General features: G+C 69.0%; 28 protein-coding genes. 12 read left to right on the top strand and 16 right to left on the bottom strand.

The window, feature by feature from the left end; all coding sequences use genetic code 11:
* Window positions 1–2 precede the first annotated feature (2 nt).
* A complete protein-coding gene (locus LZ686_RS07540) occupies window positions 3–665 on the bottom strand; it encodes a pyrimidine 5'-nucleotidase (protein WP_045981093.1) in 663 nt (220 codons plus the stop codon).
* 64 nt (window positions 666–729) lie between these two features.
* On the opposite strand from LZ686_RS07540, the gene LZ686_RS07535 reads away from it, so the two are divergent.
* The 4 genes from LZ686_RS07535 (at window position 730) to LZ686_RS07520 (ending at window position 3,388) form a co-directional block, all read left to right on the top strand.
* The gene (locus LZ686_RS07535) at window positions 730–1,353 is read left to right on the top strand and encodes a GntR family transcriptional regulator (RefSeq protein WP_045981094.1); all 624 of its coding nucleotides are present in this window, start codon (window positions 730–732) and stop codon (window positions 1,351–1,353) included.
* Entirely contained in the window at window positions 1,346–1,978 is a 633-nt protein-coding gene (locus LZ686_RS07530) for a DNA-3-methyladenine glycosylase family protein (protein ID WP_349547412.1), read from the top strand. The genes LZ686_RS07535 and LZ686_RS07530 overlap by 8 nt, the downstream gene beginning before the upstream one ends.
* Window positions 1,975–2,631 carry an alpha/beta hydrolase gene (locus LZ686_RS07525; protein ID WP_045981096.1) on the top strand — a complete coding sequence of 219 codons (657 nt, stop codon included), beginning with the start codon at window positions 1,975–1,977 and terminating at the stop codon, window positions 2,629–2,631. Before LZ686_RS07530 ends, LZ686_RS07525 begins: the two co-directional genes overlap by 4 nt.
* Before the next feature lie 157 nt (window positions 2,632–2,788).
* Window positions 2,789–3,388 (top strand): HNH endonuclease, encoded by a 600-nt coding sequence (locus tag LZ686_RS07520; RefSeq protein ID WP_045981097.1) that lies wholly within the window; start codon window positions 2,789–2,791, stop codon window positions 3,386–3,388.
* A 4-nt stretch (window positions 3,389–3,392) separates the two neighbouring features.
* Here LZ686_RS07520 and LZ686_RS07515 read toward each other — a convergent pair whose 3' ends face one another.
* On the bottom strand, window positions 3,393–3,566 hold the full coding sequence (locus tag LZ686_RS07515; RefSeq protein ID WP_164871395.1) for a TMEM199/VMA12 family protein: 174 nt from the start codon (window positions 3,564–3,566) through the stop codon (window positions 3,393–3,395).
* Window positions 3,567–3,787: 221 nt separating this feature from the next.
* Between LZ686_RS07515 and LZ686_RS07510 the strand changes: the two genes are divergently transcribed.
* On the top strand, window positions 3,788–4,102 hold the full coding sequence (locus LZ686_RS07510; protein ID WP_045981098.1) for a DMT family transporter: 315 nt from the start codon (window positions 3,788–3,790) through the stop codon (window positions 4,100–4,102).
* Between the two features lie 175 nt (window positions 4,103–4,277).
* Window positions 4,278–6,116: a dihydroxy-acid dehydratase gene (gene ilvD / locus LZ686_RS07505; RefSeq protein ID WP_148911285.1), complete on the top strand. Its 1,839-nt coding sequence runs from the start codon at window positions 4,278–4,280 to the stop codon at window positions 6,114–6,116.
* A gap of 15 nt (window positions 6,117–6,131) precedes the next feature.
* Here ilvD and LZ686_RS07500 read toward each other — a convergent pair whose 3' ends face one another.
* From LZ686_RS07500 to LZ686_RS07490, 3 genes are read right to left on the bottom strand one after another with little or no spacing between them, the layout of a single operon-like run.
* Window positions 6,132–6,581, bottom strand: coding sequence for a DUF305 domain-containing protein (locus tag LZ686_RS07500; protein WP_349547411.1), 450 nt, complete (start codon window positions 6,579–6,581; stop codon window positions 6,132–6,134).
* Between the two features lie 58 nt (window positions 6,582–6,639).
* Window positions 6,640–7,098: an Lrp/AsnC family transcriptional regulator gene (locus LZ686_RS07495; protein WP_045981100.1), complete on the bottom strand. Its 459-nt coding sequence runs from the start codon at window positions 7,096–7,098 to the stop codon at window positions 6,640–6,642.
* Window positions 7,095–7,550 (bottom strand): Lrp/AsnC family transcriptional regulator, encoded by a 456-nt coding sequence (locus LZ686_RS07490; protein WP_349547410.1) that lies wholly within the window; start codon window positions 7,548–7,550, stop codon window positions 7,095–7,097. Before LZ686_RS07490 ends, LZ686_RS07495 begins: the two co-directional genes overlap by 4 nt.
* Window positions 7,551–7,678: 128 nt before the next feature.
* Between LZ686_RS07490 and ilvC the strand changes: the two genes are divergently transcribed.
* Window positions 7,679–8,701, top strand: a complete 1,023-nt coding sequence (gene ilvC, locus LZ686_RS07485) for a ketol-acid reductoisomerase (RefSeq protein ID WP_045981101.1) — start codon at window positions 7,679–7,681, stop codon at window positions 8,699–8,701.
* A 127-nt stretch (window positions 8,702–8,828) separates the two neighbouring features.
* On the opposite strand, the gene yghU is transcribed toward ilvC, so the two are convergent.
* Window positions 8,829–9,692, bottom strand: coding sequence for a glutathione-dependent disulfide-bond oxidoreductase (gene yghU, locus LZ686_RS07480; protein WP_349547409.1), 864 nt, complete (start codon window positions 9,690–9,692; stop codon window positions 8,829–8,831).
* 99 nt (window positions 9,693–9,791) lie between these two features.
* Here yghU and LZ686_RS07475 point away from each other — a divergent pair, with 99 nt between their 5' ends.
* Window positions 9,792–10,871 carry a PA0069 family radical SAM protein gene (locus tag LZ686_RS07475; RefSeq protein WP_349547408.1) on the top strand — a complete coding sequence of 360 codons (1,080 nt, stop codon included), beginning with the start codon at window positions 9,792–9,794 and terminating at the stop codon, window positions 10,869–10,871.
* On the opposite strand, the gene bmt is transcribed toward LZ686_RS07475, so the two are convergent.
* From bmt to rpsF, 4 genes are all read right to left on the bottom strand, one after another.
* Window positions 10,868–11,842, bottom strand: coding sequence for a betaine--homocysteine S-methyltransferase (gene bmt, locus LZ686_RS07470; RefSeq protein ID WP_349547496.1), 975 nt, complete (start codon window positions 11,840–11,842; stop codon window positions 10,868–10,870). The genes LZ686_RS07475 and bmt overlap by 4 nt on opposite strands.
* A 163-nt stretch (window positions 11,843–12,005) precedes the next feature.
* Window positions 12,006–12,596: a 50S ribosomal protein L9 gene (gene rplI / locus LZ686_RS07465; RefSeq protein WP_127897869.1), complete on the bottom strand. Its 591-nt coding sequence runs from the start codon at window positions 12,594–12,596 to the stop codon at window positions 12,006–12,008.
* A gap of 13 nt (window positions 12,597–12,609) precedes the next feature.
* Window positions 12,610–12,837: a 30S ribosomal protein S18 gene (rpsR, locus tag LZ686_RS07460; protein ID WP_042247758.1), complete on the bottom strand. Its 228-nt coding sequence runs from the start codon at window positions 12,835–12,837 to the stop codon at window positions 12,610–12,612.
* Window positions 12,838–12,850: 13 nt separating this feature from the next.
* Complete coding sequence (gene rpsF / locus LZ686_RS07455; protein WP_045981105.1) at window positions 12,851–13,291, bottom strand: 30S ribosomal protein S6; 441 nt, start codon at window positions 13,289–13,291, stop codon at window positions 12,851–12,853.
* Window positions 13,292–13,514: 223 nt separating this feature from the next.
* Between rpsF and speB the strand changes: the two genes are divergently transcribed.
* The 4 genes from speB to LZ686_RS07435 all read left to right on the top strand — a co-directional run bounded on the left by speB (window position 13,515) and on the right by LZ686_RS07435 (window position 17,726).
* Window positions 13,515–14,474, top strand: coding sequence for an agmatinase (gene speB, locus LZ686_RS07450; RefSeq protein WP_349547407.1), 960 nt, complete (start codon window positions 13,515–13,517; stop codon window positions 14,472–14,474).
* Window positions 14,475–14,584: 110 nt separating this feature from the next.
* Window positions 14,585–15,640: a peptide chain release factor 1 gene (prfA, locus tag LZ686_RS07445; protein WP_046000018.1), complete on the top strand. Its 1,056-nt coding sequence runs from the start codon at window positions 14,585–14,587 to the stop codon at window positions 15,638–15,640.
* Window positions 15,637–16,473, top strand: a complete 837-nt coding sequence (gene prmC / locus LZ686_RS07440) for a peptide chain release factor N(5)-glutamine methyltransferase (protein ID WP_046000019.1) — start codon at window positions 15,637–15,639, stop codon at window positions 16,471–16,473. Before prfA ends, prmC begins: the two co-directional genes overlap by 4 nt.
* Window positions 16,474–16,727: 254 nt before the next feature.
* Entirely contained in the window at window positions 16,728–17,726 is a 999-nt protein-coding gene (locus tag LZ686_RS07435) for a DUF4167 domain-containing protein (protein WP_349547406.1), read from the top strand.
* Window positions 17,727–17,852: 126 nt separating this feature from the next.
* On the opposite strand, the gene rsmA is transcribed toward LZ686_RS07435, so the two are convergent.
* The 6 genes from rsmA to lptF are packed head-to-tail and all read right to left on the bottom strand — an operon-like array spanning window position 17,853 to window position 25,624.
* A complete protein-coding gene (rsmA, locus tag LZ686_RS07430) occupies window positions 17,853–18,698 on the bottom strand; it encodes a 16S rRNA (adenine(1518)-N(6)/adenine(1519)-N(6))-dimethyltransferase RsmA (RefSeq protein ID WP_045983591.1) in 846 nt (281 codons plus the stop codon).
* A 55-nt stretch (window positions 18,699–18,753) separates the two neighbouring features.
* Window positions 18,754–19,719, bottom strand: a complete 966-nt coding sequence (pdxA, locus tag LZ686_RS07425; RefSeq protein WP_349547495.1) for a 4-hydroxythreonine-4-phosphate dehydrogenase PdxA — start codon at window positions 19,717–19,719, stop codon at window positions 18,754–18,756.
* Window positions 19,716–20,987, bottom strand: a complete 1,272-nt coding sequence (locus tag LZ686_RS07420) for a peptidylprolyl isomerase (RefSeq protein ID WP_349547405.1) — start codon at window positions 20,985–20,987, stop codon at window positions 19,716–19,718. The genes pdxA and LZ686_RS07420 overlap by 4 nt, the downstream gene beginning before the upstream one ends.
* Before the next feature lie 31 nt (window positions 20,988–21,018).
* Entirely contained in the window at window positions 21,019–23,400 is a 2,382-nt protein-coding gene (locus tag LZ686_RS07415; RefSeq protein WP_349547404.1) for an LPS-assembly protein LptD, read from the bottom strand.
* Window positions 23,397–24,506, bottom strand: a complete 1,110-nt coding sequence (gene lptG / locus LZ686_RS07410) for an LPS export ABC transporter permease LptG (protein WP_046000023.1) — start codon at window positions 24,504–24,506, stop codon at window positions 23,397–23,399. Before lptG ends, LZ686_RS07415 begins: the two co-directional genes overlap by 4 nt.
* Window positions 24,503–25,624 (bottom strand): LPS export ABC transporter permease LptF, encoded by a 1,122-nt coding sequence (gene lptF / locus LZ686_RS07405; protein WP_349547403.1) that lies wholly within the window; start codon window positions 25,622–25,624, stop codon window positions 24,503–24,505. Before lptF ends, lptG begins: the two co-directional genes overlap by 4 nt.
* Window positions 25,625–25,672: the final 48 nt, after the last annotated feature.

The following is a 25,672-nucleotide window of genomic DNA, read 5'->3' as shown; positions in this document are numbered from 1 at the left end:
AGTCAGACCAGGGCGCGCAGAAATCCGGTCAGGTCATGGGTGCGGTGCTGGACATGCGGGCCGACCCCCCCGGTCAGCGCGTCGGGCCCGTGGCGACCGTCGCCCACCAGTACGGTGCGCATGCCCAGGTCGTGCGGGACGATCAGGTTGCGCGGGTCATCCTCGAAGAACGCGGCCCGCGTGGGGTCAATGCCGGACGCGGCCAGGATCGGCGCATAGGCGCGCGGGTCGGGCTTGGGGTGAAAGCCCGCCTCTTCGATGCCGTATACGGCGTCGAACAGGTCCTCGGGCAGTGCGCGGGCGGCCAGCACGCGGCGGGCATAACCCGCGTCGCCATTGGTGTGGATGATCCGCCGCCCCGGCAGGGCCGCGATGGCCGCGGCCAGGTCCGGGTCGGGGGTCAGCACCGAAAAGTCGATGTCGTGCACGTCGGCCAGATAGGCCGCGGGATCGACCTGATGTTCGGCCATCAGCCCGGCCAGCGTGGTGCCGTGCAGCCGCCAGTAATCCGCGCGCAGGCGGTTCGCATGATCCTGCGGCACGTCCAGCGCGCGCATCATCCAGGCGGTCATCCGCACCTCGATCTGCGCGAAAAGCTGCGCCTCGGGCGGGTAGAGGGTGTTGTCCAGATCGAAGATCCAGGCGGTGACATGCGAAAAATCCATGGCAGAGGCATAGCTTGCGCGCTGGCCGCTTGCAATTCGGCGCGCGCGGGCCAATCGTTCGCGGATGAAAGACGCCTATTCCCTGATCCTGACCGCCATCGAAGGCGGCACATACCGCCCCGGCGACCGGCTGGTCGAATCCGAGCTGGCCGAGCGGTTCGGCGTCAGCCGCACCCCCGTGCGCGAGGCGCTGCAGCGGCTGGAGACCCAGGCCATGCTGGTGCGCGACGGGCGCAGCCTGATCGTGGCATCGCTGGACCACAACCAGCTGGCCGAGCTGTACACCGTGCGGGCCGAACTGGAGGCGCTGGCCGCCCGCCTGGCTGCCCGCCACGCGACGCCCGAGGAGGTGCGCGTGCTGGCCCAGATGGTCGAAGAGGACCGCCGCACCAAGGGCGACCCCGAGGCGCTGGCGCGGGCCAACAAACGATTCCACCGGCAGATCCACCTGGCGTCGCACAACCGCTATCTGGTGCAGCAGCTGGACCTGGTGCATCGGACCATGGCGCTGATGGCGCGGACGTCGCTGGCCGCCGAGGGGCGGGGCGAGACCGCGCTGGCCGAACATGCCCGCATCGTCGAGGCGATCGCTGCGGGCGACGGGGCGGCGGCGGACCGCGCACTGCGCCAGCATATCTCGATGGCGTGGGAGACGCGGCTGAAGCTGGAGGCGCAGGCGGGTGGCTGAGCCGCGCCTGATCCTGACGCAGGCCGACATCGACGAAGGGGCCGCACATCTGGCGGCCGTCTGCCCGGTCTGGGCGCGTGTGCTGCCCCAGCTTGGCCCGCTGCCCTTGCGCCGCCAGCCGGACGGGTTCGCGGCGATGGCGCAGGCCATCGTGGGCCAGCAGGTCTCGGTCGCGGCGGCGGCGGCGATCTGGGGGCGGCTGCAGGCCGCGGGGCTGGACCGGGAGGCGACCCTGCGAGAGGCCCATGACGACAGCCTGCGTGCCGCGGGGCTGTCGCGTCCCAAGGCGCGCTATCTGAGGGGGATCGCCGCGGCGGGGCTGGATTGGCAGGGCCTGCGCGATCTGCCCGATGATGAGGCCATGGCGCGACTGGTGGCCCTGCCGGGCATCGGGGTCTGGACGGCCGAGATCTATCTGAAGTTCGCACTGGGCCGCCGGGATGTTTTCGCTGCGGGCGACCTGGCACTGCAGGAGGCGGCGCGCGGCATGTACGGCTTGTCCGAACGGCCCGGGCCCAAGGCGCTGCGCGCGCTGGCCGAGCCTTGGGCACCGTGGCGCGCGGTTGCGGCGCGGGGGCTCTGGGCCTATTACCGCTGGGCCAAAGGACGCGAGGGAATATCATGACCGAACCGCTGCAATCCGCCCGCCGGGGCCCCGAGAAGGCCGGATCGGTCGTCGTCTTCCTGCACGGCTATGGCGCCGACGGGACAGACCTTCTGGGCCTGTCCGAGCCGCTGGCGCCGCATCTGCCCACGACGGCCTTCTATGCGCCCGACGCGCCCGAGCCGTCGCGCAACAATCCGATGGGGTTCCAGTGGTTCCCGATTCCCTGGCTGGACGGATCGTCCGAGGTCGATGCCCGCATCAGCATGGGCCAGTCGGTGACTGCGCTGAACGAATTCCTGGACACCGTGCTGGCCGCCGAGGAGCTGACCCCCGACCGGATGGTGCTGGTGGGCTTTTCCCAAGGCACGATGATGGCGCTGCACGTGGCCCCGCGCCGCGACGTGGCCGTGGCGGGGGTCGTCGGATTTTCGGGCCGCCTGCTGACCCCCGAGGTCCTGGCGGAGGAGGCGCGGGTCAAGCCGCCGGTCCTGCTGATCCATGGCGACCAGGACGAGGTGGTGCCCTTCGACGACATGTCCCTGGCCGGCCAGACCCTGCAGGAGGCGGGATTCACCGTCTATGGCCACGTGATGCAGGGGACCGGGCACGGCATCTCTCCGGACGGGTTGTCGGTCGCGCTGGCCTTTCTGAAGGAGCATCTGCCCGACTGATCGCGGGGGCGTCACGCTGCTGTCATCCTGGGCGTCTATGGGATGGTCCGTCGGGAATAGATGCGGGGGCTTGCCAGATCACCGCCGCCAGATATAGTCGACGCAACGGATCTGACGGGCGCCCCGGTCAACCCCACGGGGCAGACGGGAAGGCGCTATGCTGGACGACCATCTTCATTCCGATTTCCGAACGCAGTTCGTGCGCGAGCCGGCCAACCTGCGCCATTTCCCGGCGCTGGTCCTGAATGCCGATTACCGGCCGCTGTCCTATTACCCGCTGTCGCTGTGGCCGTGGCAGGAGGCGATCAAGGCGGTGTTCCTGGACAGGGTGACCATCATCGCCGAATACGACCACGAGGTGCGAAGCCAGCGACAGGCGTTCCGCATCCCCTCGGTGGTGGTGCTGAAGGATTTCGTCCGACCCCAGAAGCGCGTGGCATTCACGCGCTTCAATCTTTTTCTGCGGGACGAATTCTGCTGCCAGTATTGCGGGGCCAAGGGCGATCTGACCTTCGATCATGTCGTGCCGCGGTCGCGCGGCGGGATCACCAGCTGGGAGAACGTGGTCGCGGCCTGTTCGCCCTGCAACCTGAAGAAGGCCAACCGCAGCCTGCGCCATTCCGGCATGCAGCTGCGCAAGCCCGCACGCCGACCGTCGGCGGACGAGATGCATGCGATCGGGCGGCGCTTTCCGCCGAACCATCTGCACGACAGCTGGATGGATTTCCTGTATTGGGACGCCGAACTGGACAGCTGAGCGATCAGCCGTCGTGATCGTGGCGGTCGCGGTTGTTCAGATGCACCAGCACCGCACCGCTGAGCGCCAGCAGCAGGAAGGCGATCGGGGGAACGCCCGCCGACAGCCCTGCCCACAGCGTCACCGCGGCGGCCAGGATCGTCACGGCGATCAACGCGAGGAAATGGGTCAGCGGCATGGGACACTCCTTCTCCTGACATCCAATATGGGCTGCATGGGTCGGGTTGGGAAGGCCATGCGGAGAATGCGCGACGTTTTGACGGGGACGGGGCGGGATCGCGCCGAGATCCGGCGTCTTGACCGGGGGAATCAGGCGTCCTAGATGGGGCGGCAGAGGACGACCTCCCCCTGACGGGCTGACACTTCCGGGACGGCCCGGATCATTCGGAGGGTTCAGCCATGCCATGGCTTCTTCTGTTCACGGCCGGTCTTCTGGAAATCGTCTGGGCGACGGCGATGAAATATTCGGCCGGGTTCACCCGCCCCATCCCCACCATCGTGATGGTCGTCGGCATGATCGCGTCGTTCTGGCTGCTGGCGACGGCGATGCGGTCGCTGCCCCTGGGGACGGCCTACATGGTCTGGACGGGCATCGGCGCGGTGGGCAGTTTTGTCGTGGGCGTGGTGTTTCTGGCAGAGCCCGTCACCGCGATGCGCATGGCGGCGGCGGGGATGATCGTCGCAGGCATCGTCACGATGAAGCTGGCCTCCTGACAAGTCCCGAGGGCGGGGTGCGCTTGCGTCCCGCGACGGCCGGGGGCGCTGCGCCCCCCGGACCCCCCGCCACGTCGCGCCCTGCGGACAGAAAACCGCGAAATTCCCGCGTCGGGGGTAATTTCCTTCCGTGCCGAGGGGTGATAGACGCAATGCCAGCCAAAGGAGATCCGCCATGCCCGCCTATCGTTCCCGCACCACCACCCATGGCCGCAACATGGCCGGCGCACGGGGCCTGTGGCGCGCGACAGGCGTGAAGGACAGCGATTTCGGCAAGCCGATCATCGCCATCGTCAACAGCTTCACCCAGTTCGTGCCCGGCCATGTCCACCTGAAGGACCTGGGCCAGCTGGTCGCCCGCGAGGTCGAGGCGGCGGGTGGCATCGCCAAGGAATTCAACACCATCGCGGTCGACGACGGCATCGCCATGGGCCATGACGGCATGCTGTACTCGCTGCCCTCGCGCGAGGTCATCGCCGATTCGGTGGAATACATGGTCAACGCGCATTGCGCCGACGCGATGGTCTGCATCAGCAACTGCGACAAGATCACGCCGGGCATGCTGATGGCGTCGCTGCGCCTGAACATCCCCACCGTCTTCGTGTCGGGCGGGCCGATGGAGGCCGGCAAGGTCGTGCTGCAGGACGGTCGCGTCAAGGCGCTGGACCTGGTCGATGCCATGGTCGCGGCGGCCGATGATTCGGTCAGCGACGAGGATGTGCAGGCGATCGAGCGGTCGGCCTGCCCGACCTGCGGGTCCTGTTCGGGGATGTTCACGGCCAATTCGATGAACTGCCTGACCGAGGCCTTGGGCCTGTCCCTGCCGGGCAACGGATCGACCCTGGCAACCCACGCCGACCGCAAGCGGCTGTTCGTCGAGGCGGGCCACCTGATCGTCGACCTGGCCAAGCGCCATTACGAGGGTGACGACTTCAGCGTCCTGCCCCGCAACGTGGCCAGCTTTGCCGCCTTCGAGAATGCAATGACGCTGGACATCGCGATGGGCGGGTCGACCAACACCGTCCTGCACCTGCTCGCCGCGGCGCACGAGGCCGAGATCGACTTTACCATGTCCGACATCGACCGCCTGTCGCGCAAGGTGCCGGTGCTGTGCAAGGTCGCGCCCGCGAAATCGGACGTGCACATGGAGGACGTCCATCGCGCCGGCGGCATCATGGCCATCCTGGGTCAGCTGGACCGCGCCGGGCTGCTGGACACCTCGGTGGGCAGCGTCCATTCCGGCACGCTGGCACAGGCGCTGGACCGGTGGGACGTGTCGCGCACGACCGCGGCGTCGGTGCACGACTTCTTCCGCGCGGCGCCGGGCGGGGTGCCGACGCAGACCGCGTTCTCTCAGGCGAACCGCTATGACGACGTGGACCTGGACCGCGAGACGGGCGTGATCCGGTCGTCGGAGCATGCGTTCTCGCGCGATGGCGGGCTGGCGGTGCTGTATGGCAACCTGGCCGAGGATGGCTGCATCGTGAAGACGGCGGGGGTGGACGATTCGAACCTGACCTTCGAGGGGCCCGCGCATATCTTTGAAAGCCAGGACGACAGCGTCAGCGCCATCCTGACCGGCAAGGTCAAGGCCGGAGAGGTCGTGCTGATCCGCTATGAAGGACCGCGCGGCGGGCCGGGGATGCAGGAGATGCTGTATCCGACCAGCTATCTGAAATCCAAGGGCCTGGGCAAGGAATGCGCGCTGGTGACCGACGGGCGGTTCTCGGGCGGGTCTTCGGGGCTGTCGATCGGCCACGTCTCTCCCGAGGCGGCCGAGGGTGGCACGATCGGCCTGGTCGAGCAGGGCGACCTGATCCGCATCGACATCCCGAACCGCAAGATCGAGTTGGTGGTCGACGACGCGACCCTGGCCGCCCGCCGCGCCACCCGCGATGCGGAAGGCTGGAAGCCCGCCAAGCCGCGCAAGCGCAAGATCACCACGGCCCTGCGTGCCTATGCGGCGATGACCACCAGCGCGGCAAAGGGTGCCGTCCGGGTGATCCCGGAGTAAGTGGCGGGGCGCCGGTCACCTGGCGCCCTCCAATTCGCCGATCAGCGCCTCCATCTCGGCGATCTCGCGGCGCTGCGTCTCGATGATGCCATCGGCCAGCGCGCGGACACGGGGATCGGTGATCTTTGCCCGGGTGCTGGTCAGGATGGCGATGGAGTGATGCGGGATCATCGCCTTCATCCAGGACACCTGGTCCACCGTCGCCTGACTGCGCACCATCGCGACGCCCAGGCCAAGGACGACGGCCGCCCCCGCCAGGGCCGCGACATTGGCGCGGCGGTTCGCGAACATCCCCCACATCGCGGCCAGCATCACGATGGCCATCCCCCCCCCCATATACAGGGCCATCCAGGCGCGGGTCTGAATGAACCAGACATGCGACAGATTCCAGGTGTTCAGATACATCATCGCGAACATCGCAACGGTCGAGACGGCGATGGTCGCCAGAAAGCGGGCATGGGTCATGGCATGGCCTTTCATAAGAAGTGCCTGCCCCCAACAGGGGACCCACGCCGATGTTCCCTCAGCCCAAGGGACCGGGGCGGCGTTCCTCGGACAGCATCACGTTCGCCTCGACCTGGCCCACGCCGGGCAGGGTCATGATGCGTCGGCGCAGGATGCGTTCGAAATCGCTGATGTCGCGGGCGGTGATTCGCAGCCGGTAGTCGAACTGGCCCAGGACGTGCTGGACCAGCTGCACCTCGGGGATGGCGGTGACGGCGCGTTCGAAATCCTCAAGCCCGGTGCGGCCCTTGGCGGCCAGCTTGATCCCCAGGAACACGGTCACGCCAAAGCCGAGCGCGGCCGGGTCCAGCACCACGCGCCGGCCGGCGATCACGCCCTGATCCGTCAGCCGCCGGATGCGCCGCCACGCGGCAGGCTGGCCGATGCCGACCGCGCGCCCGATATCGGCGGCGCTGGTGGTCGCGTCGCGTGCCAGCGCCCGCAGGATGGCCAGATCGGTCGCGTCCAGGTCGGTCACAGGGCCAGGTCCTCGCTGTCCTTGATGGTCGCGACTAGCATCAGCGCGTCCAGTTCGGCGATATGCGGCAGGGTCAGGATGCGGTCGCGATAGACCTGCTGCCAATGCGCCATGTCACGGGCGATGACCGAGGCGCGCCAGTCGACGCTGCCCAGGAAGGACTGGATCTCTATCACCTCGGGGACCTGGCGCAGGGCTGCGACGAACTCGTCGAAGGCGCGCGGGTTGGTCTTGTCCAGCGTGAAGCGCAGGCTGACCTCGACCGCCCAGCCCATCGCGCGCCAGTCGATGCGGGCCTGCACGCCGCGCAGGATGCCCGCCTCGCGCATGCGCTCCATCCGTCGCCACAGGCTGGCCGCGGTGACGCCCGCGCGTTCGGCCAGCGTCGCATTTGCGGCGGCGGGATCGGCCAGAAGCTGGCGCAGGATGCGGCGATCGGTGGGGTCGGGCATGAAAGTCATGAGATTGGCATTATCATGGCATGATCTTTTCGCAAGATGCCTGAACCATTGATCGAATGCGGAGGTTCGAACCCGGTCCACAGGTTAGAACGGTATCAGCAAATCGAAAGGACTTCCCCATGCGCGTTTACTATGACCGCGATTGCGACGTGAACCTGATCAAGGACGCCAAGGTTGCGATCCTGGGCTATGGCAGCCAGGGCCATGCCCACGCCCTGAACCTGCGCGACAGCGGTGCCAAGAACGTCGTCGTGGCCCTGCGCGAGGGCAGCCCGTCCGCCAAGAAGGCCGAGGGCGAGGGCCTGAAGGTCATGGGCATCGCCGAAGCCGCCGCCTGGTGCGACGTCATCATGTTCACCATGCCCGACGAACTGCAGGCCGAGACCTACAAGAAGTACGTCCATGACAACCTGCGCGAAGGCGCGGCGATCGCCTTTGCCCACGGCCTGAACGTGCATTTCGGCCTGATCGAGCCCAAGCCCGGCGTCGATGTCATCATGATGGCGCCCAAGGGCCCCGGCCACACGGTGCGCGGCGAATACACGAAGGGCGGCGGCGTGCCCTGCCTGGTCGCGGTGCATCAGAACGCCTCGGGCAAGGCAATGGATATCGGCCTGTCCTACTGCTCGGCCATCGGTGGCGGCCGGTCGGGCATCATCGAGACCAACTTCCGCGAGGAATGCGAGACGGACCTGTTCGGCGAACAGGCGGTCCTGTGCGGCGGCCTGGTCGAACTGATCCGCATGGGCTTCGAGACGCTGGTCGAGGCCGGCTACGAGCCCGAAATGGCGTATTTCGAGTGCCTGCACGAGGTCAAGCTGATCGTCGACCTGATCTACGAGGGCGGCATCGCGAACATGAACTACTCGATCTCGAACACGGCCGAATACGGCGAATACGTGTCCGGCCCGCGCATCCTGCCCTATGACGAGACGAAAGCCCGCATGAAGGCCGTCCTGCGCGACATCCAGACCGGCAAGTTCGTGCGCGATTTCATGCAGGAGAACGCCGTCGGCCAGCCGTCGTTCAAGGCGACGCGCCGCATCAACGACGAGCATCAGATCGAACAGGTCGGCGCCAAGCTGCGCGAGATGATGCCCTGGATCTCCAAGGGCAAGATGGTCGACCGCGCGCGCAACTGATCTGTCGAAGCCGGGGGTTTCACACCCCCCGGACCCCCGTGGGGTATTTGGGCAAAGAAGATGTCATTCTCCTTTGTCCAAATACCCTGGGGGGAGTCCGAAGGACGGGGGGCAACGCCCCCCTTCCTCATGCCTGCAGCTTGTCCTGCGTCTTCGTCTGGAAATCCGACGCGTCATGGCGTTCATGCAGCTGTTTCGCGGGATCGCCGGACACGTTGTTCACCATGATGCCACGCTGAACCGCCGGGCGCGCCGCGATCTCGGCCTGCCAGCGATGCAGGTTGCGATAGCTTTCGGCATCCAGGAAGGTCGCCGCATCGCCGTAGGCGCCCCCCGTGATCAGTCGCCCGTACCACGGCCAGATCGCCATGTCGGCGATGGTGTAGTCGTCGCCCGCGATGAAGCGGCTATCGGCCAAGCGCTTGTCCAGCAGGTCAAGCTGACGCTTGACCTCCATCGTAAATCGGTCGATCGCGTATTCGATCTTGGTGGGTGCATAGGCGTAGAAATGCCCGAAGCCGCCGCCCAGATAGGGGCCCGCGCCCATCTGCCAGAACAGCCAGTTCAATGTCTCGGTTCGTGCGGCGGAATCCGTGGGCAGGAAGGCTCCGTATTTCTCGGCCAAGTAAAGCAGGATGGATCCTGATTCGAAGACCCTCTGCGGGGGGCTGACCGAATGGTCCATCAGTGCGGGGATCTTGCTATTCGGGTTCGCCGCGACGAAGCCGCTTCCGAACTGGTCGCCGTCACCGATCTTGATCAGCCACGCGTCATATTCAGCGTCATGGCCGGCCTCCAGCAGCTCCTCCAGCAGGATCGTGACCTTCTGCCCGTTGGGCGTTGCCAGCGAATAAAGCTGCAGCGGATGCTGGCCCACGGGCAGGTCGCGGTCATATTGGGCCCCGGCGGTGGGCTTGTTGATGCTGGCGAACTGGCCGCCATTCTCCTTGCCCGGGGTCCAGACCTTGGGCGGGGTATAGTCGTCACTCATCGGGATGTCCTGTGATTGCGTCGGATCAGAGATGTGGGCGGGCTTGCGGAACATCAACCGGGGGCTTGCGATGTTCTTATTATGTTCTATAATTGCAAGATGCTTCCGCCCCGTGATCCCGACCAGCGCATCAAGGCCCGTGGGGCCGACACTCGCCCCGCGGGGCGGTACGAACAGCAGGTCAGGACCCGCGAAGCCGACGACTGGGACATCGCCGAGGATCAATCCCTGCTGCGGACCGAGGTAACGGTCGAGCGCCCGCGCAGCATCATCACCCGCAATACCTCTCCGGACATCAGCTTCGACCGGTCGATCAATCCCTATCGGGGGTGCGAACATGGCTGCATCTACTGCTATGCGCGGCCGACGCATGCTTGGCTGGGCCTGTCGCCGGGTCTGGATTTCGAGACGCGGATCACCGCAAAGCCCGATGCGGCCGACCTGCTGGCGCGCGAACTGGCGCGGCCCAGCTATCGCCCCGCGCCGATCGCCCTGGGCACGAACACCGATCCCTATCAGCCGGTCGAAAAGCGGCTTGCGATCATGCCCGGCATCCTGCGGGTGCTGCGCGATTGGAACCACCCGGTGACATTGGTGACGCGGGGCCAGACAGTCCTGCGCGATCTGGACCTGTGGGCGGAACTGGCGGCACGCGATCAGGCCTCGGTGGGTGTCAGCATCACCACGCTGGACGCGGATCTGGCCCGCACGCTGGAACCGCGCGCGCCGGCACCCGCGACCCGTCTGCGGATGATCCGCGATCTGTCGCGCGCAGGCGTGCCCGTCCGCGTGATGGTCGCCCCGGTCATCCCCGTCCTGACCGAGCCCGAGATCGAGGCGATCCTGACCGCCGCGCGCGAGGCCGGAGCAACCACCGCCACGATGATCCCCCTGCGCCTGCCGCATGAGGTGGCGCCGCTGTTTCGCGATTGGCTGGAACGGCACCGGCCGGGGATGGCCGCGCATGTGATGAACCGCGTGCAGGACATGCGCGGCGGGCGCGACAACGACCCGCGTTTCGGCCACCGGTTTCGCGGAGAGGGCCTGCACGCGCAACTGGCCCAGCAGCGGTTCCGGCTGGCGCGAACCAGGTTGGGGTACCGCACGGGCGGGCCGGCGCTGGACTGTTCGCGGTTCGGGCCGCCGCCCAAGGCCGGGGACCAGCTATCGTTGTTCTAGTGGCGGCGGTCGTCCTCGCCGCAGCTGCTGAAGGCGCCCAGCTGTGCGGTGATCCGGTCCAGCGCGGGGCGGGGGCCGCGGGGCCGGGTCTCCAGCGCCTCGTGCATCGCGCGCAGATGCGCGGGTATGGTCCCGCAGCAGCCGCCGATGATCCGCACGCCCAGGTCGCGCGCAAGGCAGGCGTAATCGGCCATCAGCTCGGGCGTGCCGTCGTAATGAATATGGCCGTCCTGCAGATGCGGCACGCCCGCATTGCCCTTGGCGATGGTCGGGCGTTCATTGCCCGATGCGGCAAGACCGGTGACCGACCGCAGCAGGTCGGACGCGCCGACGCCGCAATTAGCGCCATAGGCCACGGGCGGATTGGGCAAACGTTCCACCGCGGCGGCCAGCTGTCCCGGCGTCACGCCCATGATCGTGCGGCCCGCGGTGTCAAAGCTGAGGCTGCCGCACCAGGCCATGCCGGCCAGGCGCGCGGCCTCGGCCGCGGCGCGCAGCTCCTCCAGCGAGGAGAGCGTCTCGACCCACAGGATGTCGGCGCCGCCGTCGCGCAGCGCCTCGGCCTGTTCGTGGAACATCTGGACGGCACGCGCATGGGTCAGGCTGCCCATCGGGGCCATGAATTCGCCGCTGGGGCCCATGCTGCCCGCGACGATGACGATGCGGCCCGCGCGGTCGGCCTGATCGCGGGCGATCTCGGCTGCGCGGCGGTTCAGTTCGGTGACGCGGGCGGCTGCGCCGTGGCGCGCCAGGCGGCTGGCATTCGCGCCAAAGCTGTTGGTCAGGAACAGATCGGACCCGGCCTCGATCGCGCTGCGGTGCAGGGCGGCGATGCGGTCGGGATGGGTGGCGTTCCAGATCTCGGCCGGGGTGTCGGCGTCCAGGCCCATGTTGAACAGGGCGGTCCCCGTCGCGCCGTCGGCCAGCACGTGCGGGCGGGTCTGCAGCATCAGGGACAGCGCGTCGGTCATCACCACTTCCTTGGCCACGGCCAAGGGGGCCGGGGCGATGTCGGGTCCAGTCATCAGGTCCATGTCGGGATGTGTCACAGCAAGGAGAATTTTGACAGGAACGAATGAAAAACCGCGCCGGTTTCCCGGCGCGGCAAAAAAGTCTGCGCTTGATCCGGTGGGATCAGTTGCGGTCGCGGTCGTCGCCTTCGCCGTCATCGGCACCGCCGATGTCGTCGAACAGTTCGGCGATCTCGAACTCGGCCTCGGCGTCGGCTTCGGCGGCCATGTCCTGGATGGACTTGCCCTGCGCCTGCAGCTCTGCCTCTTCGGCCGAGCGGGCGACGTTCATGGTGATCGTCGCCTCGACTTCCGGGTGCAGCACGACGGTGACGTCATGCAGGCCCAGGTCCTTGATCGGCTCGCGCAGGACGACCGACTTGCGGTCGACGGTGAAGCCGGCCTCGGTCGCGGCCTCGGCCGCGTCACGCGTGGTGACCGAGCCGTACAGCGCGCCCGAATCGGATGCGGAACGGATGACCACGAAGGTCTGGCCGTCCAGCTTGTCCGCGATCTTCTGGGCTTCGGCCTTCGACTCCGCGTTGCGGGTCTCCAGCTGCGCCTTCTGACCTTCGAACGCCTTGATGTTGGCTTCCGACGCGCGCATCGCCTTGCCCTGGGGCAGGAGATAGTTGCGTGCGAAGCCTTGCTTGACGTTCACGACTTCGCCCATCTGGCCCAGCTTGGCCACACGTTCCAGCAGGATGACTTGCATCGTTCAGGTCTCCTTACTTGACGACATAGGGCAGCAGGGCCAGGAAACGCGCGCGCTTGATGGCACGGGCCAGCTCGCGCTGTTTCTTGGCCGAGACGGCGGTGATGCGCGAGGGCACGATCTTGCCGCGTTCGCTGATGTAGCGCTGCAGCAGGCGGGTGTCCTTGTAGTCGATCGCAGGTGCGTTATCGCCCGAGAACGGGCAGACCTTGCGACGACGGAAGAAGGGTTTGTTGGCCATTCGTCAGATCCTCTCAGTTCCGCTCGCGGCGTTCGCCGCGGTCGCCGCCACGATCACCACGGTCGCCGCGATCGCGGTCGCCACGGTCGCCCCGGGGACGGTCGCCACGGTCACCGCGCTCGCCACGCTCTTCGCGCTTCTGCATCTGGACCGAGGGGCCTTCCTGATGCTCGTCCACGCGGATGGTCATCACGCGCATCACGTCATCATGCAGGCGGGCCAGGCGTTCCATTTCCAACACGGCACCCGAGGGGGCGTCGGTGCGCAGGAAGGCATAGTGGCCCTTGCGGTTCTTGTTGATCTTGTAGGCCAGGGTGCGCACACCCCAGTATTCGTGCTCGACGACCTTGCCGCCATTGTCGGCGAGAACGGTCGAGAAGTGTTCGATCAGCCCTTCGGCCTGCGTGTTCGACAGGTCCTGGCGGGCGATCAGCACATGCTCGTACAGAGGCATGGCGATCCTTTCGGTTTGAATGCGCATTTCATCGACGGGCCGTCCCTTCCGCACCCGTCACGAGAGGCTGCGCCGTTACAGTCAAGCTCAGGCGGAAGGATGGCGTGTCATAGCAGCGAACCGCGCGGATGCAAGGGTTTTCGCCCCCGGCCGCGTCCGGCGCCCCTTGCGCCCGTCCATGCGCGCGGCCAATCTGGCCGCCGGCACGACAGGGGGAGCGGCGATGGCGCTGGAAGATGCGAAGACCCAGGTGGATCAGGCCTTCACGCGCGACAGCCTGCGCGGGCTGTCCTTCGAGAACGCCTTTGGCGGGGCCACCAGCTTTCTGCGCCGCCGCTATACCAAGGACCTGGGCGGCGTCGACGTCGCGGTGACGGGCATCCCCTTCGACCAGGCGGTGACTCACCGGCCCGGCACACGCTTCGGACCGCGCGCGATCCGCGAGGCGTCCAGCCTGCAGGCCTTCGATCCGCCCTATGGCTGGGGCTATGATCCAATGGCGGTGCTGGACGTGGTCGATTACGGCGACATGGCGTTCGATTACGCCAATGTCCGCGAGGTGCCCGCCCGGATCGAGGCGCATGTCGGCGCGATTCTGGATGCGGGTGCGGCGCCGATCACCCTGGGGGGCGATCATTTCATCACGCTGCCGATCCTGCGCGCGGTCGCGGCGCGGCGGGGGCCCGTGGCACTGATCCAGTTCGATGCGCATTCCGACACATGGGTCGACGACGACCCGGACCGGATCGACCACGGCACGTTCCTGTACAAGGCGATCAAGGCGGGGATCGTGGCCCCGGCGGCCAGCGTGTCGATCGGCATCCGCACCGACAATCCCGACACGCTGGGCGTGACCATCCTGGATGCGCCGTCGGTGCATCGGGACGGGATCGAGGCGACGCTGTCGCGGGTGCGGGCGGTGGTCGGCGACCGGCCCTGCTATGTGACTTTCGACATCGACGCGCTGGACCCGGCCTTTGCGCCGGGCACCGGCACCCCGGTCTGGGGCGGGCTGGCCAGCTGGCAGGCGGCGGCGCTGCTGCGCGGGCTTGCGGGGATCGACCTGATCGGCGGCGACGTGGTCGAGGTCTCTCCGCCCTATGACACGACCGGGGCCACGGCGATCGCGGGCGCGCATGTCGCGCTGGAGCTGATCGCGCTGTTCGGCTGGTCGCGGCGATGAGTTGCGTCCCGCGCCGCGCCGGGGGGCTGCGCGCCCCCCGGACCCCCCCGGCGTCGTGCCGGAATGCAAGGGCGCTTGTACGGTCCGGGGCCGGGGGGTAAGCCGCATCCATGTTGCCCCAGGACCGCCTTGACCAGATCGCCGCCCGCTTCGAGTTTCTCGAGGCGCAGCTGAATGCCGGCCCCGCCGCCGACCAGATCGCCAGGATCAGCCGTGAATATGCCGAGCTGAAGCCGGTCGTGGCCCAGATCGACCGCTGGCGCGCCGCCCAGGACGGGCTGGTCGAGGCCCGTGCCCTGCTGGCCGATCCCGAGATGCGCGACCTGGCCGAGGACGAGCTGCGCCGTCTGGGCGCATTGCTGCCCGCGCTGGAGCAGGACCTGCGGCTGGCGCTGCTGCCGCGCGATGCGGCGGACGCGCGCCCCGCGATTCTGGAGATCCGCCCCGGAACCGGGGGCGACGAGGCCGCGCTGTTCGCGGGCGACCTGCTGGAGATGTACCGCCGCCACGCCGAGGCCCAGGGCTGGCAGTTCCAGACGCTGGAGCTGACCCGGACCGAGCTGGGCGGCATCAAGGAGGCCATCGCCCGGATCGAGGGCGAGGGCGTCTTTGCCCGCCTGAAATACGAATCCGGCGTGCACCGGGTGCAGCGGATCCCCTCGACCGAATCGGGCGGGCGCATCCATACCAGCGCGGCCACCGTGGCCGTCCTGCCCGAGGCCGCCGAGGACGTCGAGATCGACATTCCCGCGACCGACATCCGCATCGACACGATGCGCGCGTCCGGCGCGGGCGGCCAGCATGTCAACACGACCGATTCGGCCGTGCGCATCACCCACCTGCCCACCGGCATCGTCGTCACCAGCAGCGAGAAGTCGCAGCACCAGAACCGCGCCAACGCGATGGCCGTGCTGCGCGCCCGTCTCTATGACATGCAGCGCGCCGCCGCCGATGCCGAACGATCCGCCGACCGGCGCGCGCAGGTCGGCAGCGGCGACCGCAGCGAGCGCATCCGCACCTATAACTTTCCGCAGGGCCGCATGACCGACCACCGCATCAACCTGACGCTTTATGCCCTGGACCGGGTCATGGCCGGCGACCTGGCCGAGATCATCGACGCGCTGACCGCCCATGACCAGGCCGCCCGCCTGGCCGAGGCGCAGTGAGGCTGTCGGACGCCCAGGCCCAGGGCACGGCGCTGCTGCGCGCGGCGGGCATCGCGGGCGCGTCGCGTGATGCCGACCGCATCCTGGCCGCGGTGCTGGAGATAGAGCCGGGCCAGCTGCGCATCACCGACGACCGCGCGCTGACCGACGATCAGGCGACGCAGTTCAACCGCGGCATCGCGGCCCGCGCCCTGCGCCAGCCCGTGGCCCAGATCACCGGTTTCCGCGATTTCTGGGCGCATCGTTTCAAGGTCACGCGCGACACGCTGGACCCGCGCCCCGAGACCGAGGCGCTGGTCGAGGCGGCACTGGCGCGGCCCTGGCGGCGGGTGCTGGACCTGGGGACGGGGACGGGGGCGATCCTGATCTCTCTTCTGGCGGCGCGTCCGGGGACGACGGGGCTGGGAACCGACATATCCGAGGCCGCGCTGCAGGTTGCGCGTCACAATGCCCGGCGGATCGGCGTCGACGCGCGGTTCCGCCAGGCCGACTGGCTGGACGGGGTCGAGGGGCCGTTCGACCTGGTCGTGTCGAACCCGCCCTATATCGCGGCGATCGAGATGGCGCTGCTGGACCCCGACGTGCGCGACTGGGAACCCCGCCATGCGCTGACGGATGAAGGCGACGGGCTCGGCGCCTATCGCACCATCGCGGCGGGCGTGCGCGGCCTGCTGTCGCCAAAGGGCGCCGCCCTGGTCGAGATCGGACCGACCCAAGGCGCGGCGGTCGCGGCGCTGTTCCGGGCGCAGGGCGCGCAGGTCCGCGTGCTGCCCGATCTGGATGGACGCGACCGGGTGGTGCTGGCGGATTTCGCGCCCGCTGCGGCGGTTTGACGCCCATTTCGGCGTGGTTTTCGCAGTTTTCCCTTGTCTGGCCCGTCATTGCATGGTTAGTCGGCAGCGTGCGACAGGCCCTAGCCGTCGCATGGGTCAGCCTGACAACTGCCGATACCGAAGGGGTGCATCTGGTGCGCCGCGGTTGGGCAAGGCAGGGCTGAACGGAGTGGTCACAGCCCCCGTATCCGTCCGACACCGCCGTCCAGTTCACGCTGGCATCCCGACGCCCGGAAACATTACAGACAAGACTGATGAGATCATCAAAATCCCGCTCGCGTAGCAAATCGAACCGCCAGCGCACGCTGGGGAACATCACCAATCGCGTCTTTGACAGCTCGGGGCCCGAGGGCAAGGTGCGTGGCACCCCCCAGCAGATCATCGAGAAATACCTGACGCTGGCGCGCGACGCGCAGCTGTCCCATGACCGCGTCGCGGAGCAGAGCTTTCTGCAGCACGCCGAGCATTACACCCGCATGCTGGGCGAAGCGAACCGCGAGATGGCCGAACGCCAGGGCCGCCCCGACGATGACGGCTATCAGAGCAACATCGGCAGCCATGGTTATCACCAGGGTGGCCAGAACGGCGGTCAGAACAACGGTGGCCAGAACAACGGTGGCCAGAACAGCGGCGATCGGAACAATGGTGGCCAGAACGGCAACCAGGGCCAGCAGGGCGAGGGCAACCAGCGCCGCGACCATCAGCAGCGCGACGGCGGACAGCAGCGGGACCAGCAGCGCGATGGCGGACACCAGCCCCGCGACGGTCAGCGCGATCACCAGGCCCGCGATGGTCAGCCCCGTGACAACCAGGGTCGCGACAGCCAACCCCGCGATAATCAGAATCGTGACAATCAGGCCCGTGACAATCAGGCCCGTGACAATCAGGGTCGTGACAGCCAGCGCGACAACCAGCCGCGTGAGCAGCGCCTGCGGTCCGAGCCGCGCCAGGACGCGCGCGTCGAGCCGCGTCAGGACCCGCGTCCCGACCTGTCCGAGGAGAACGCGCCGCAGTTCCTGCAGCAGCCCAGCCTGCCCGAGGTGATGCCTGCCACTGAGGACGACGGCGGCGCCGCCGTCCGCACGCCCGAGGCGGAAGCCCCGGCCAAGCCCGCACGGACCCGCGTCTCGCGTCCCCGCGCGCCGCGTGCCGTGGCCGAGGACGGGACGCCCGCGCCGACCCGCAGCCGCCGCAAGCCCGTGGCCGAGGCCGAGCGTCCGGCCCCTGTCCGCCCCGAGGGCGATCAAGACTGATCCGGGCCGATCATCGGAAAGATGGGAAAGGGCGCGCCAGATCGGCGCGCCCTTTGTCGTGATCGGTCAATGACCGCCGTCAAGTTGGAGTGTACGCCGCGTCGATGCCAGCCCGATGGCGCGGGATCAGCCTTGCCGGGCCGCCTGAAGCGCGCGGGCCAGGGCGCAGAAGCGTTCAAGCTCGATTTCCTCGGCGCGGGCGGTGGGGGGGATGCCGACGCTGTCCAGCAGCGCCTCGATCTGGGGGTGCAGGCCTTTCAGGCTGGCGCGCAGCATCTTGCGGCGCTGGTTGAAGCCGGCCCCCGTGATCTGTGACAGGATCGCCGCATCGGCGGGGAAGCGCGGCTGGGGCAGGGCGGTCAGGTGGACGACCGCGGAATGGACCTTGGGCGCGGGCACGAAGGCCTCGGGCGGCAGGGACATCACGATCTGCGCGTCCGCCCGCCACTGCGCCAGCAGCGCCAGCCGGCCATAGGCCTTGGAGCCGGGGCGGGCCACGATGCGTTCGGCCACCTCGCGCTGGAACATCAGCGTCAGCGATTGCCAGAAGGGTGGCCAGTCCCGGGGCGTCAGCCAGCGGATCAGCAGTTCGGTTCCCACGTTGTAGGGCAGGTTCGCGGCCACGCGGATCGGCGGTGTCAGGTGCGCCAGCGGGTCGATCTGCAGCGCGTCGCCGGTGATGACCGTCAGGCGGCCGGGATAGGCGTCGGCGATCTGTTCCAGCGCGGGCAGGGCGCGGGGGTCCTTTTCGATGGCCAGCACGTGGCGTGCGCCGCAGGCCAGCAGGCCACGGGTCAGACCGCCGGGGCCGGGACCGACCTCGAGGACGTCGCATCCGGTCAGGTCGCCCGCCTGCCGCGCGATCTTGTGCGTCAGGTTCAGGTCCAGGAGGAAGTTCTGGCCCAGCTGCTTTTTCGCGCGCAGGTCATGGGTCGCGATCACCTCGCGCAGGGGGGGCAGGTTGTCGATCATCGCGAGGTCCTGGGGGCGGGGGCGCGCCAATGGGTATTTGGGCAAAGGAGAAACCTCATGCCCGGCTGTCCGCCATGGAGCGCGCCAGACGCAGCGCGGCGATGGTCGAGGAAGGATCGGCCAGCCCCTTGCCCGCGATGTCGAAGGCGGTGCCGTGATCGGGCGAGGTGCGGATGAATGGCAGGCCGAGCGTCACGTTCACGCCGCCGTCGAAATCAAGCGTCTTGATGGGGATCAGGCCCTGGTCGTGATAGCAGGCGACGGCCGCGTCATAGCGCGCCCGCGCGGTGGCATGGAACAGCGTGTCCGCCGGATGGGGGCCGGTGACGTGCAGGCCCTGATCGCGCAGACGGGCGATCAGGGGGGCGATCATGTCGCGGTCCTGGGTGCCCATCATGCCGCCTTCGCCCGCATGGGGGTTCAGCCCCGCAACCGCGATGCGCGGGGTGGGCAGGCCGAAATCGCGGATCATCGCGGCATGGGTCAGGCGGATCGCCTGTTCCAGTGCCTGTTCGGTCAGGGCCGTGGGCACGTCGGCCAGGGGGATGTGGATCGTCGCGGGCACCACACGGCAGGGCGGCGTCACCGTGGTCGAGGCCAGCATCATCGCCACCGGCACGTCGCGGGCCAAATGCGCCAGGAATTCGGTATGGCCCGGGAAGGCGAAGCCCGCGCCGCGGATCAGGGCCTCCTTGCTGATGGGGGCGGTGCAGATCGCGGCCACGCGGCCCGCCATCGCCAGATCGACCGCGCGGGCGATGACCGCGACGACATCGGCCGCATGGGCGGGGTCGGGGCGGCCGGGCGTGGCGGGGCCTGCGAAGTCATGGCGCAGCACCGGCAAGTGGCCGGGCGGAACGGCATCGTCGGGGTCCGCGACCGGGGTCCAGGCGGTGGTCGGAGGTAGGTGGTGCGGATCGCCCATCCAGACCAGGTCCACGCCCGCGGCCAGCGCCAGCGGCGCCAGTTCGGGGCCGATTCCCGCGGGTTCGCCGCAGGTCAGCAGGATGCGCGCCATCAGGGCCGCCGGATGATCGCGTCGGCCCGCAGATCGGCCAGCAGCCCCTCGGCGGCGGTGTTGATCTTGGCGTTGAACAGCCTGTCGCGGACGGCCTCGCGCGAGGGGATGCCCTGGACTTCGGGCTGGGGGATCGCGGCCTCGACCCCGTCATCGGGCAGGGCGGTGGTGGCCACCTGAGCCTGGGCGGCCAGCGCGGGCTGGCGCGAGCATAGAATCACCAGATCGGCCACCGCGCCCGACGGGACCACCCCGGCCTCGTTGGCGTCCAATGAGGCCAGGCGCGCGCCGATCATCTGCGGGATCGCGCCTTGGGACACGGTCTGGCGCTGGATCTGGGCGGCGGCCTCAGGGCCTGCCTGGACGTAAAGGTCGTCGCAGCTGGTGGCCCGCGCGGCCAGGCTGGCCGCATCGGTGACCGAGGCCAGCCGCAGGGTCATGTAGTCCAGCACCTGTTCCCGCGCGCCCGGGCGCAGCGTGCCTTGGGCGTCGCGCAGGAAGAACAGGACCACCGCGCCTTCGACCGGCAGGGGCGGCGTGGTCTGGCCGGGCTGCAGGCCGGCGATGATCGGACGCAGGCTGGGCGGCAGGTTGTCCAGCGCCAGCAGTTCCAGCCGCCCGCCCGCCTCGGCCGAGGGGGTCGCCGAATATTGCCGCGCAGCTTCGGCGAACTGGGCCTCGGTCGGGCGCGAGGCGGCGATGCGTTCGGCCAGCTGCAGGGCCTGTGCCTCCTGTCCCGGAGGGGCGGGGATGATCAGCTCCGACAGCAGGACGCGGTCGATGATCGGCGTCTCGATCACGCGCTGCAGCTCCTGGTCGACCTCGGCGTCGGTGACGTTGACGCGGGGCAGCAGGCGGGCGCGCACGACGTCGCGCCAGACGGTGCCGGCCTCGACGAAATCGCGGAACACGCCTTCCTCGATGCCGGCGCGTGCCAGCTGGGCGATGAAGCCTGCCGCGTCCAGTCCCGCGCGGCCTGCGAATTCCTCCAGCCCGGCCTGCAGCCCCTCGGGGGTGATCTCGACGCCGATCTGGCGGGCGGCCTGGATGCGCAGGCGGTCGTCGACCAGTGCCCGTTCGGCAGCGGTGGCACTGGCGTCGGGGGCGCCGATCACCTGCATGAACCGCATCCGCTGATCGACCTCATAGCGGGTGACGGCGCTGTCGTTCACATAGACGACGGGCGCGAACAGGTTCTGCGCCGCCGCCGGCGCCACGGCGCCCGTGGCGATCATCGCCGCCAGGGCGATACCCGAAAGAAATTGCCGCATGTCTGCCCTCATCTGGTCCTTGGCCCGCAGGTTAGCGCATGCAGTTGCGGCGCGCCACCGTGCCGGGGCCGTCTTCTTGTGCGCCGAACCCGCCAAGGCGGACCGACAGGTCGAAGCTGGTTTCCGCGCGCAGCAGGTCGCTGCTGCTGAAGCGCCGCGACAGGCCGCTTTCCAGCGTGATGCATTCGTTGCGATAGGCCACGCGCAAGGCCGCGCGCTGTGCCCGGTCGGCGGCGAAATCATACCGCGTCTCGGCCTCGCCCCACCAGCCGTCCGCGATCTGCCATCCGACATTGGCGGCCAGTTCGCTGGCGTTGACGACGCGACCCTCGTCCTCGTCGCGGTCGATCCAGATGTAGCCGGCCGACAGGTTCAGGTCCGGGCGCAGCCAGCCCACCCGCAATTCGTTGCGCGAGATGCGCGCCGAATCGTCGAACAGCGCGCGGTTGGCCACGGCCAGCCCGCCGCCATTGTCGAAGTTCGCGGCCAGCAGCCAATCCGAGCTGCGCCCGCCCAGGGGGCTGTCGGCGGCAAAGTTGTCGGCATCGCGTGCGCGCAGCACGCGCCCGCCGGTCACCCCGATCGACCAGCCTGTCGGATCGATCCGCGTCCAGGTGGCGCCGATATTGGCGCGCAGCCCGGTCTCGCGCACGTCCCAGCCCGGAAAGCGGTTGTCCGAGAACAGGTTGCCTTCGTCGAACTCGATCAGGCGGCTGTCCTCGTTCGGGATGTCCTGGTCGCGGCCGCGCGGCGAATAGAGGACCTGGACCACCGGCTCGACGATATGGGTGGCGCCGCCCGTGCCGCCGGCCAGGGGCCAGCGCAGTTCGAACCCGACCTGCGGATCGACGCGGGTCACGACGTCGTCGAACTGGTCGTCCTGCGCGATGCGGTACAGATCCGCGTCCAGCCCGGCCAGGGCGGCCGCGACGATCCCGCCGGGCAGGATCTGGTTGCGCCGCCAGTCCAGGCCCACGGATGCGCGCGCCACGTCGCGACCGACCAGGTCGCTGTCCGACGGGCGGCGATGGGCATGGGCCGACCATTCCAGCAGCGCCTCGCCGCCGATCAGACGTGGCGTCAGGCGGCGCATCCAGATGGCGTCGGCCACCTGCGCCGGAGAGGTCGCGTTGTCCTCGTCCTCGCGCAGGGTCTCATAGTTGCCGACGCGGCCCCAGAACAGCTTGTCGCGGCGCACGCGTTCGACGCTGACGCCGCTCCACAGGCGGTCGGCATCGGTGACGCCGTAATCCAGCAGATAGGCGCGGTCGCTGGCATGCTGGACCTGCAGCGCCAGGCGATAGTCGCGCGGCAGCAGGAACTGGGCCGCGCCGAACAGATAGCCGCGCGTCTCGCCCGGGCGCAGGTCGTCGCGGCTGATCGCGCCGTTCCATTCCGTGGCCCCGGTTGTGAAGGCCTGGCGATAGCGCAGCTCCAGCGTGCGGGTGCGGCTTTCGCTGACATAGGGGGTGACGGTCAGGTCGGTGCTGTCGCCCAGGGTCTGGAAATAGGGCAGCTTGACCCCGAACCCCAGGCCCGATGTCGTACGGATCTCGGGGCGCAGAAAGCCCGAGCGGCGCTCCACCGACGGGTCGGGCGCGGTCACGGGGAAGGGCACATAGGCCAGCGGCACGCCGAAGGCGCGCAGCTGCGGGCGGTCGAAGGTGATCAGCCGCGTGTCGGCGTCGTGGATGATGCTGCGGGCGCGGATCTCCCACAGGGGCGTCGGATCGGTCGCGCAGATCTGGCAGCTGGAGGCCACGACATTGTCCAGCTGGCTGATCCGTCCGTCCTCGCGCCGCTCCAGCCGGGTCGAGGCCAGCTGCAGTTCGCGGGCCAGCACCAGCCGCGCGCCCAGGACGATGCCGTCCTGCAGTTCGCTGTCCAGCTGGGCGCTGTCGGCGATCAGGATGGCGTCGGTCTCAGGGTCGGCGGCGCCGGGGCGGGACAGGTGGATCGGCCCCTCGATGGTCAGATCGCCGCTGTCACCGTCCACGACGATCCGGTCGGCAACCAGCCGGGCGCCCTGGTGCCAGACCACGACGCCGCCGGACGCGGTCAGGGTCTGGTCGCCCGCGACGTCGATCCGGTCGGCCAGCAGCGTGGCGGCCCCGGACTGCGGATCGCGCGGCCCGCCGCCGGGCAGGGTCACGTCGGCATCGGGTCCCACAACCATCGGGTTCTGGGGCGAGGGGGTGCGGTCGGCCACGGGCGCGCTGCCCAAGGCCACCGATTCGGGCGCCAGGGCCGTCACGCCGCTGTCGGCGGACATGCTGCCCGGCATGCCCGTCAGCGGCTGCACGCCCATGCCGTCATCGGCATCGAACATCGACTGGGCGGCCAGCGGACCGGACAGCGCGATCAGCGCCACCCCAGCCCGCAGCAGGCCCCGGCTTACCATGCGCGCGCTCATCCGTCCTCCCGTCTCAGGATCAGCCCCAGGGCCAGCATCGCGCCGACCAGGGGCGGCGTCCAGGCCGCCATCGCGGGCGGGATCTGCCCGTTATCCCCCAGAACCTGCGCCAGGTTGCGCAGAAAGAACAGCGCGATCCCCGCGCCGAACGCCATCAGCACGGCACCGCCGGTGTTGCGGCCCCGCACATGCTGCATGGTGAAGGCCGCGGCGATCAGCACCATCGCGGCCATCAGGAACGGGCGTGCCAGTTCGGTCTGGAACCAGACCTTGTGCCGGGCGGCGGAAAAGCCCGCGCGTTCCAGCCCGGCGATGAACTGCGGCAGCTGCCAGACCGGCACCGATTCGGGACGACCGAACCCCTCGCGGATGCGCTGGGCGGTCAGGTCCGACGCCAGGGTCATCGCGGCGCTGCGGGTCACGGCCGCCTGCGGATTGGGCTGATCCAAGGGAAAGTCGCTGACATCGCGCAGGTCCCAGGCCCCGGGGGTCAGCCGCGCCTCTCGGGCCTCGATGCGGCGGATCGGACCGGCCTCGGCGCCGAAGACCAGGAAGCTGGCGTCATACAGGGTCACGGCATCGGGGCTGGCGCGGCTGGCGCGGATCACGATCTGGCCGGCCTCCTCTCCGCCCTGCTGGACGGCCTGGCGCAACCATACGGCGCTGTCGCCCAGGCTGACGGTCTGGCTGCCGGCGCGGTCGATCTCGGCCACGGCGTCGTCGTAAAGCGAGCCAGTGGCGGCGACCAGCGGGTTCAGCAGACCAACGGTCAGCGCCCCCAGCACGATCGCGGTGGCCACCGGGGCGCGCACCACGCGCAGCGCGGACCGGCCCGATGCGCGGATCGCCACCATTTCCGAACTGCGGGCCAGGCCCAGGAACAGCGTGATCCCGGCCAGCACCGTCATCAGCGGCAGGATGGAATAGAAGCTGCCGGCGATGTTCAGCCCGGCCAGCCGCGCCGCCCCGCCCAGGCCGATGTCGCGGCCCGAAAAGCGGCGGATGATCTCGATCATGTCGATCAGGAACAGGATCAGCAGGAACACCCCCGCGATCATCAGAAAGGCGCGCAGGAAGCGGCGCGCGACGTAAAGAGCCAGGATCATCGGGCGACCTCGCGTGGTCCGCGCGGTCGGGCGGCCAGCCACAGGAAGGCCAGGCACAGCCCCGCGCCCAGGACGGCGGGCAGATACAGGAGCGGCCACAGCGCGGCATCGCGGCCAACCTGGTTCGCGGCCGCGTTGGTCAGGAACTGCACTGCGATCAGCGACAGGGTGGCCCAGCCCACCTGCCGCCACACCCCGAACCGCGAGAACCCGCCGATCAGCAGCGTGGCAAAGCCCAGCATCGCGGCGATCGGCGACAGCAGCGGCTGGGCCAGGCGCTCATGCGCCTCGCGCTGGGCGTCGGCGGCGGTCGCGCCGGTGGCCTCCAGGACGGCCGGGTCGGCCTGCAGCAGCGCCAGCGTGCCGAAATCGCGCAGGTCGCGGCCCCGGCTGCCGCCGCCCGCGAACATCGCCCCCACGTCATAGCTGAATTCGTCGAAACGGGTCACCGACAGGACCGGGCCGTCGGGGCCGGGGCGCAGGTTCTGCGCCATGCCCTCCAGCAGGATCAGCACCGGGCCGGTATCGTTCCGGACGACCAGCGCCTCCTGCGCGGTATAGGTGACCTGGTCGGCGGGATCGCGCGAATCCTCGATGAACAGGTCCAGCAGGCGACCGTCGCCCGCCACGTCGCGGATGAACAGCGTGACCCCGCGCGCCGGGTACTGGAAGCTGCCGGGGCGCAGGAACTGCGCGGTCACGTTTTCGGCAATCTCGGCGCTGCGGTCGGCCAGGCGGGCGCGGGCGATGGGCACCAGCCCGTGAACCAGCACTGCCACCATCACGCCGACGAAGACGCCGAAGATCAGCACTGGCCGCGCCAGCCGCCACGGCCCCAGGCCCGCCGACTGCATCGCCACCAGTTCGGATTCGCCGGCCAGGCGGTTGGTGCCATAGGCGGTCGCCGCGAATGCCGCCACCGGCAGCACGACCGAGATGACCAGCGGCAGCGTCAGCGCCGTGAACTCCAGCACCACCAGGGCGGTCTGGCCGTCGTTCAGCAGATCGTCGAACAGGCTGACCGCCCGGTTGATCCAGTAGACGGAGACCAGCACCAGGGCAAAGAACCCGAACAGCGTCAGCAGCTGTCCCAGGATGTATCGGTCGATGCGCGGCATGGATGGTCCTTGGCGTGACGTTCCGTCCTGCTTAGCGGCAAGGGCGGC

It is taken from the genome of Paracoccus sp. NFXS7 (genome assembly GCF_040148865.1).
Lineage (GTDB): Bacteria > Pseudomonadota > Alphaproteobacteria > Rhodobacterales > Rhodobacteraceae > Paracoccus > Paracoccus marcusii.
The sequence above is the reverse complement of the archived record's forward strand: the minus strand, read 5'-3'. Positions and strand labels throughout refer to the sequence as shown.

Bases quoted from the DNA above. Each gene is read 5' to 3' on its own strand.
- LZ686_RS07540 (WP_045981093.1), bottom strand. From the start codon at position 665: ATGGATTTTTCGCATGTCACCGCCTGGATCTTCGATCTGGACAACACC.
- LZ686_RS07535 (WP_045981094.1), top strand. From the start codon at position 730: ATGAAAGACGCCTATTCCCTGATCCTGACCGCCATCGAAGGCGGCACA.
- LZ686_RS07525 (WP_045981096.1), top strand. From the start codon at position 1,975: ATGACCGAACCGCTGCAATCCGCCCGCCGGGGCCCCGAGAAGGCCGGA.
- LZ686_RS07520 (WP_045981097.1), top strand. From the start codon at position 2,789: ATGCTGGACGACCATCTTCATTCCGATTTCCGAACGCAGTTCGTGCGC.
- LZ686_RS07515 (WP_164871395.1), bottom strand. From the start codon at position 3,566: ATGCCGCTGACCCATTTCCTCGCGTTGATCGCCGTGACGATCCTGGCC.
- LZ686_RS07510 (WP_045981098.1), top strand. From the start codon at position 3,788: ATGCCATGGCTTCTTCTGTTCACGGCCGGTCTTCTGGAAATCGTCTGG.
- ilvD (WP_148911285.1), top strand. From the start codon at position 4,278: ATGCCCGCCTATCGTTCCCGCACCACCACCCATGGCCGCAACATGGCC.
- LZ686_RS07500 (WP_349547411.1), bottom strand. From the start codon at position 6,581: ATGACCCATGCCCGCTTTCTGGCGACCATCGCCGTCTCGACCGTTGCG.
- LZ686_RS07490 (WP_349547410.1), bottom strand. From the start codon at position 7,550: ATGCCCGACCCCACCGATCGCCGCATCCTGCGCCAGCTTCTGGCCGAT.
- ilvC (WP_045981101.1), top strand. From the start codon at position 7,679: ATGCGCGTTTACTATGACCGCGATTGCGACGTGAACCTGATCAAGGAC.
- yghU (WP_349547409.1), bottom strand. From the start codon at position 9,692: ATGAGTGACGACTATACCCCGCCCAAGGTCTGGACCCCGGGCAAGGAG.
- LZ686_RS07475 (WP_349547408.1), top strand. From the start codon at position 9,792: ATGCTTCCGCCCCGTGATCCCGACCAGCGCATCAAGGCCCGTGGGGCC.
- bmt (WP_349547496.1), bottom strand. From the start codon at position 11,842: ATGACCGACGCGCTGTCCCTGATGCTGCAGACCCGCCCGCACGTGCTG.
- rplI (WP_127897869.1), bottom strand. From the start codon at position 12,596: ATGCAAGTCATCCTGCTGGAACGTGTGGCCAAGCTGGGCCAGATGGGC.
- rpsR (WP_042247758.1), bottom strand. From the start codon at position 12,837: ATGGCCAACAAACCCTTCTTCCGTCGTCGCAAGGTCTGCCCGTTCTCG.
- rpsF (WP_045981105.1), bottom strand. From the start codon at position 13,291: ATGCCTCTGTACGAGCATGTGCTGATCGCCCGCCAGGACCTGTCGAAC.
- speB (WP_349547407.1), top strand. From the start codon at position 13,515: ATGGCGCTGGAAGATGCGAAGACCCAGGTGGATCAGGCCTTCACGCGC.
- prfA (WP_046000018.1), top strand. From the start codon at position 14,585: ATGTTGCCCCAGGACCGCCTTGACCAGATCGCCGCCCGCTTCGAGTTT.
- LZ686_RS07435 (WP_349547406.1), top strand. From the start codon at position 16,728: ATGAGATCATCAAAATCCCGCTCGCGTAGCAAATCGAACCGCCAGCGC.
- rsmA (WP_045983591.1), bottom strand. From the start codon at position 18,698: ATGATCGACAACCTGCCCCCCCTGCGCGAGGTGATCGCGACCCATGAC.
- LZ686_RS07420 (WP_349547405.1), bottom strand. From the start codon at position 20,987: ATGCGGCAATTTCTTTCGGGTATCGCCCTGGCGGCGATGATCGCCACG.
- LZ686_RS07415 (WP_349547404.1), bottom strand. From the start codon at position 23,400: ATGAGCGCGCGCATGGTAAGCCGGGGCCTGCTGCGGGCTGGGGTGGCG.
- lptG (WP_046000023.1), bottom strand. From the start codon at position 24,506: ATGATCCTGGCTCTTTACGTCGCGCGCCGCTTCCTGCGCGCCTTTCTG.
- lptF (WP_349547403.1), bottom strand. From the start codon at position 25,624: ATGCCGCGCATCGACCGATACATCCTGGGACAGCTGCTGACGCTGTTC.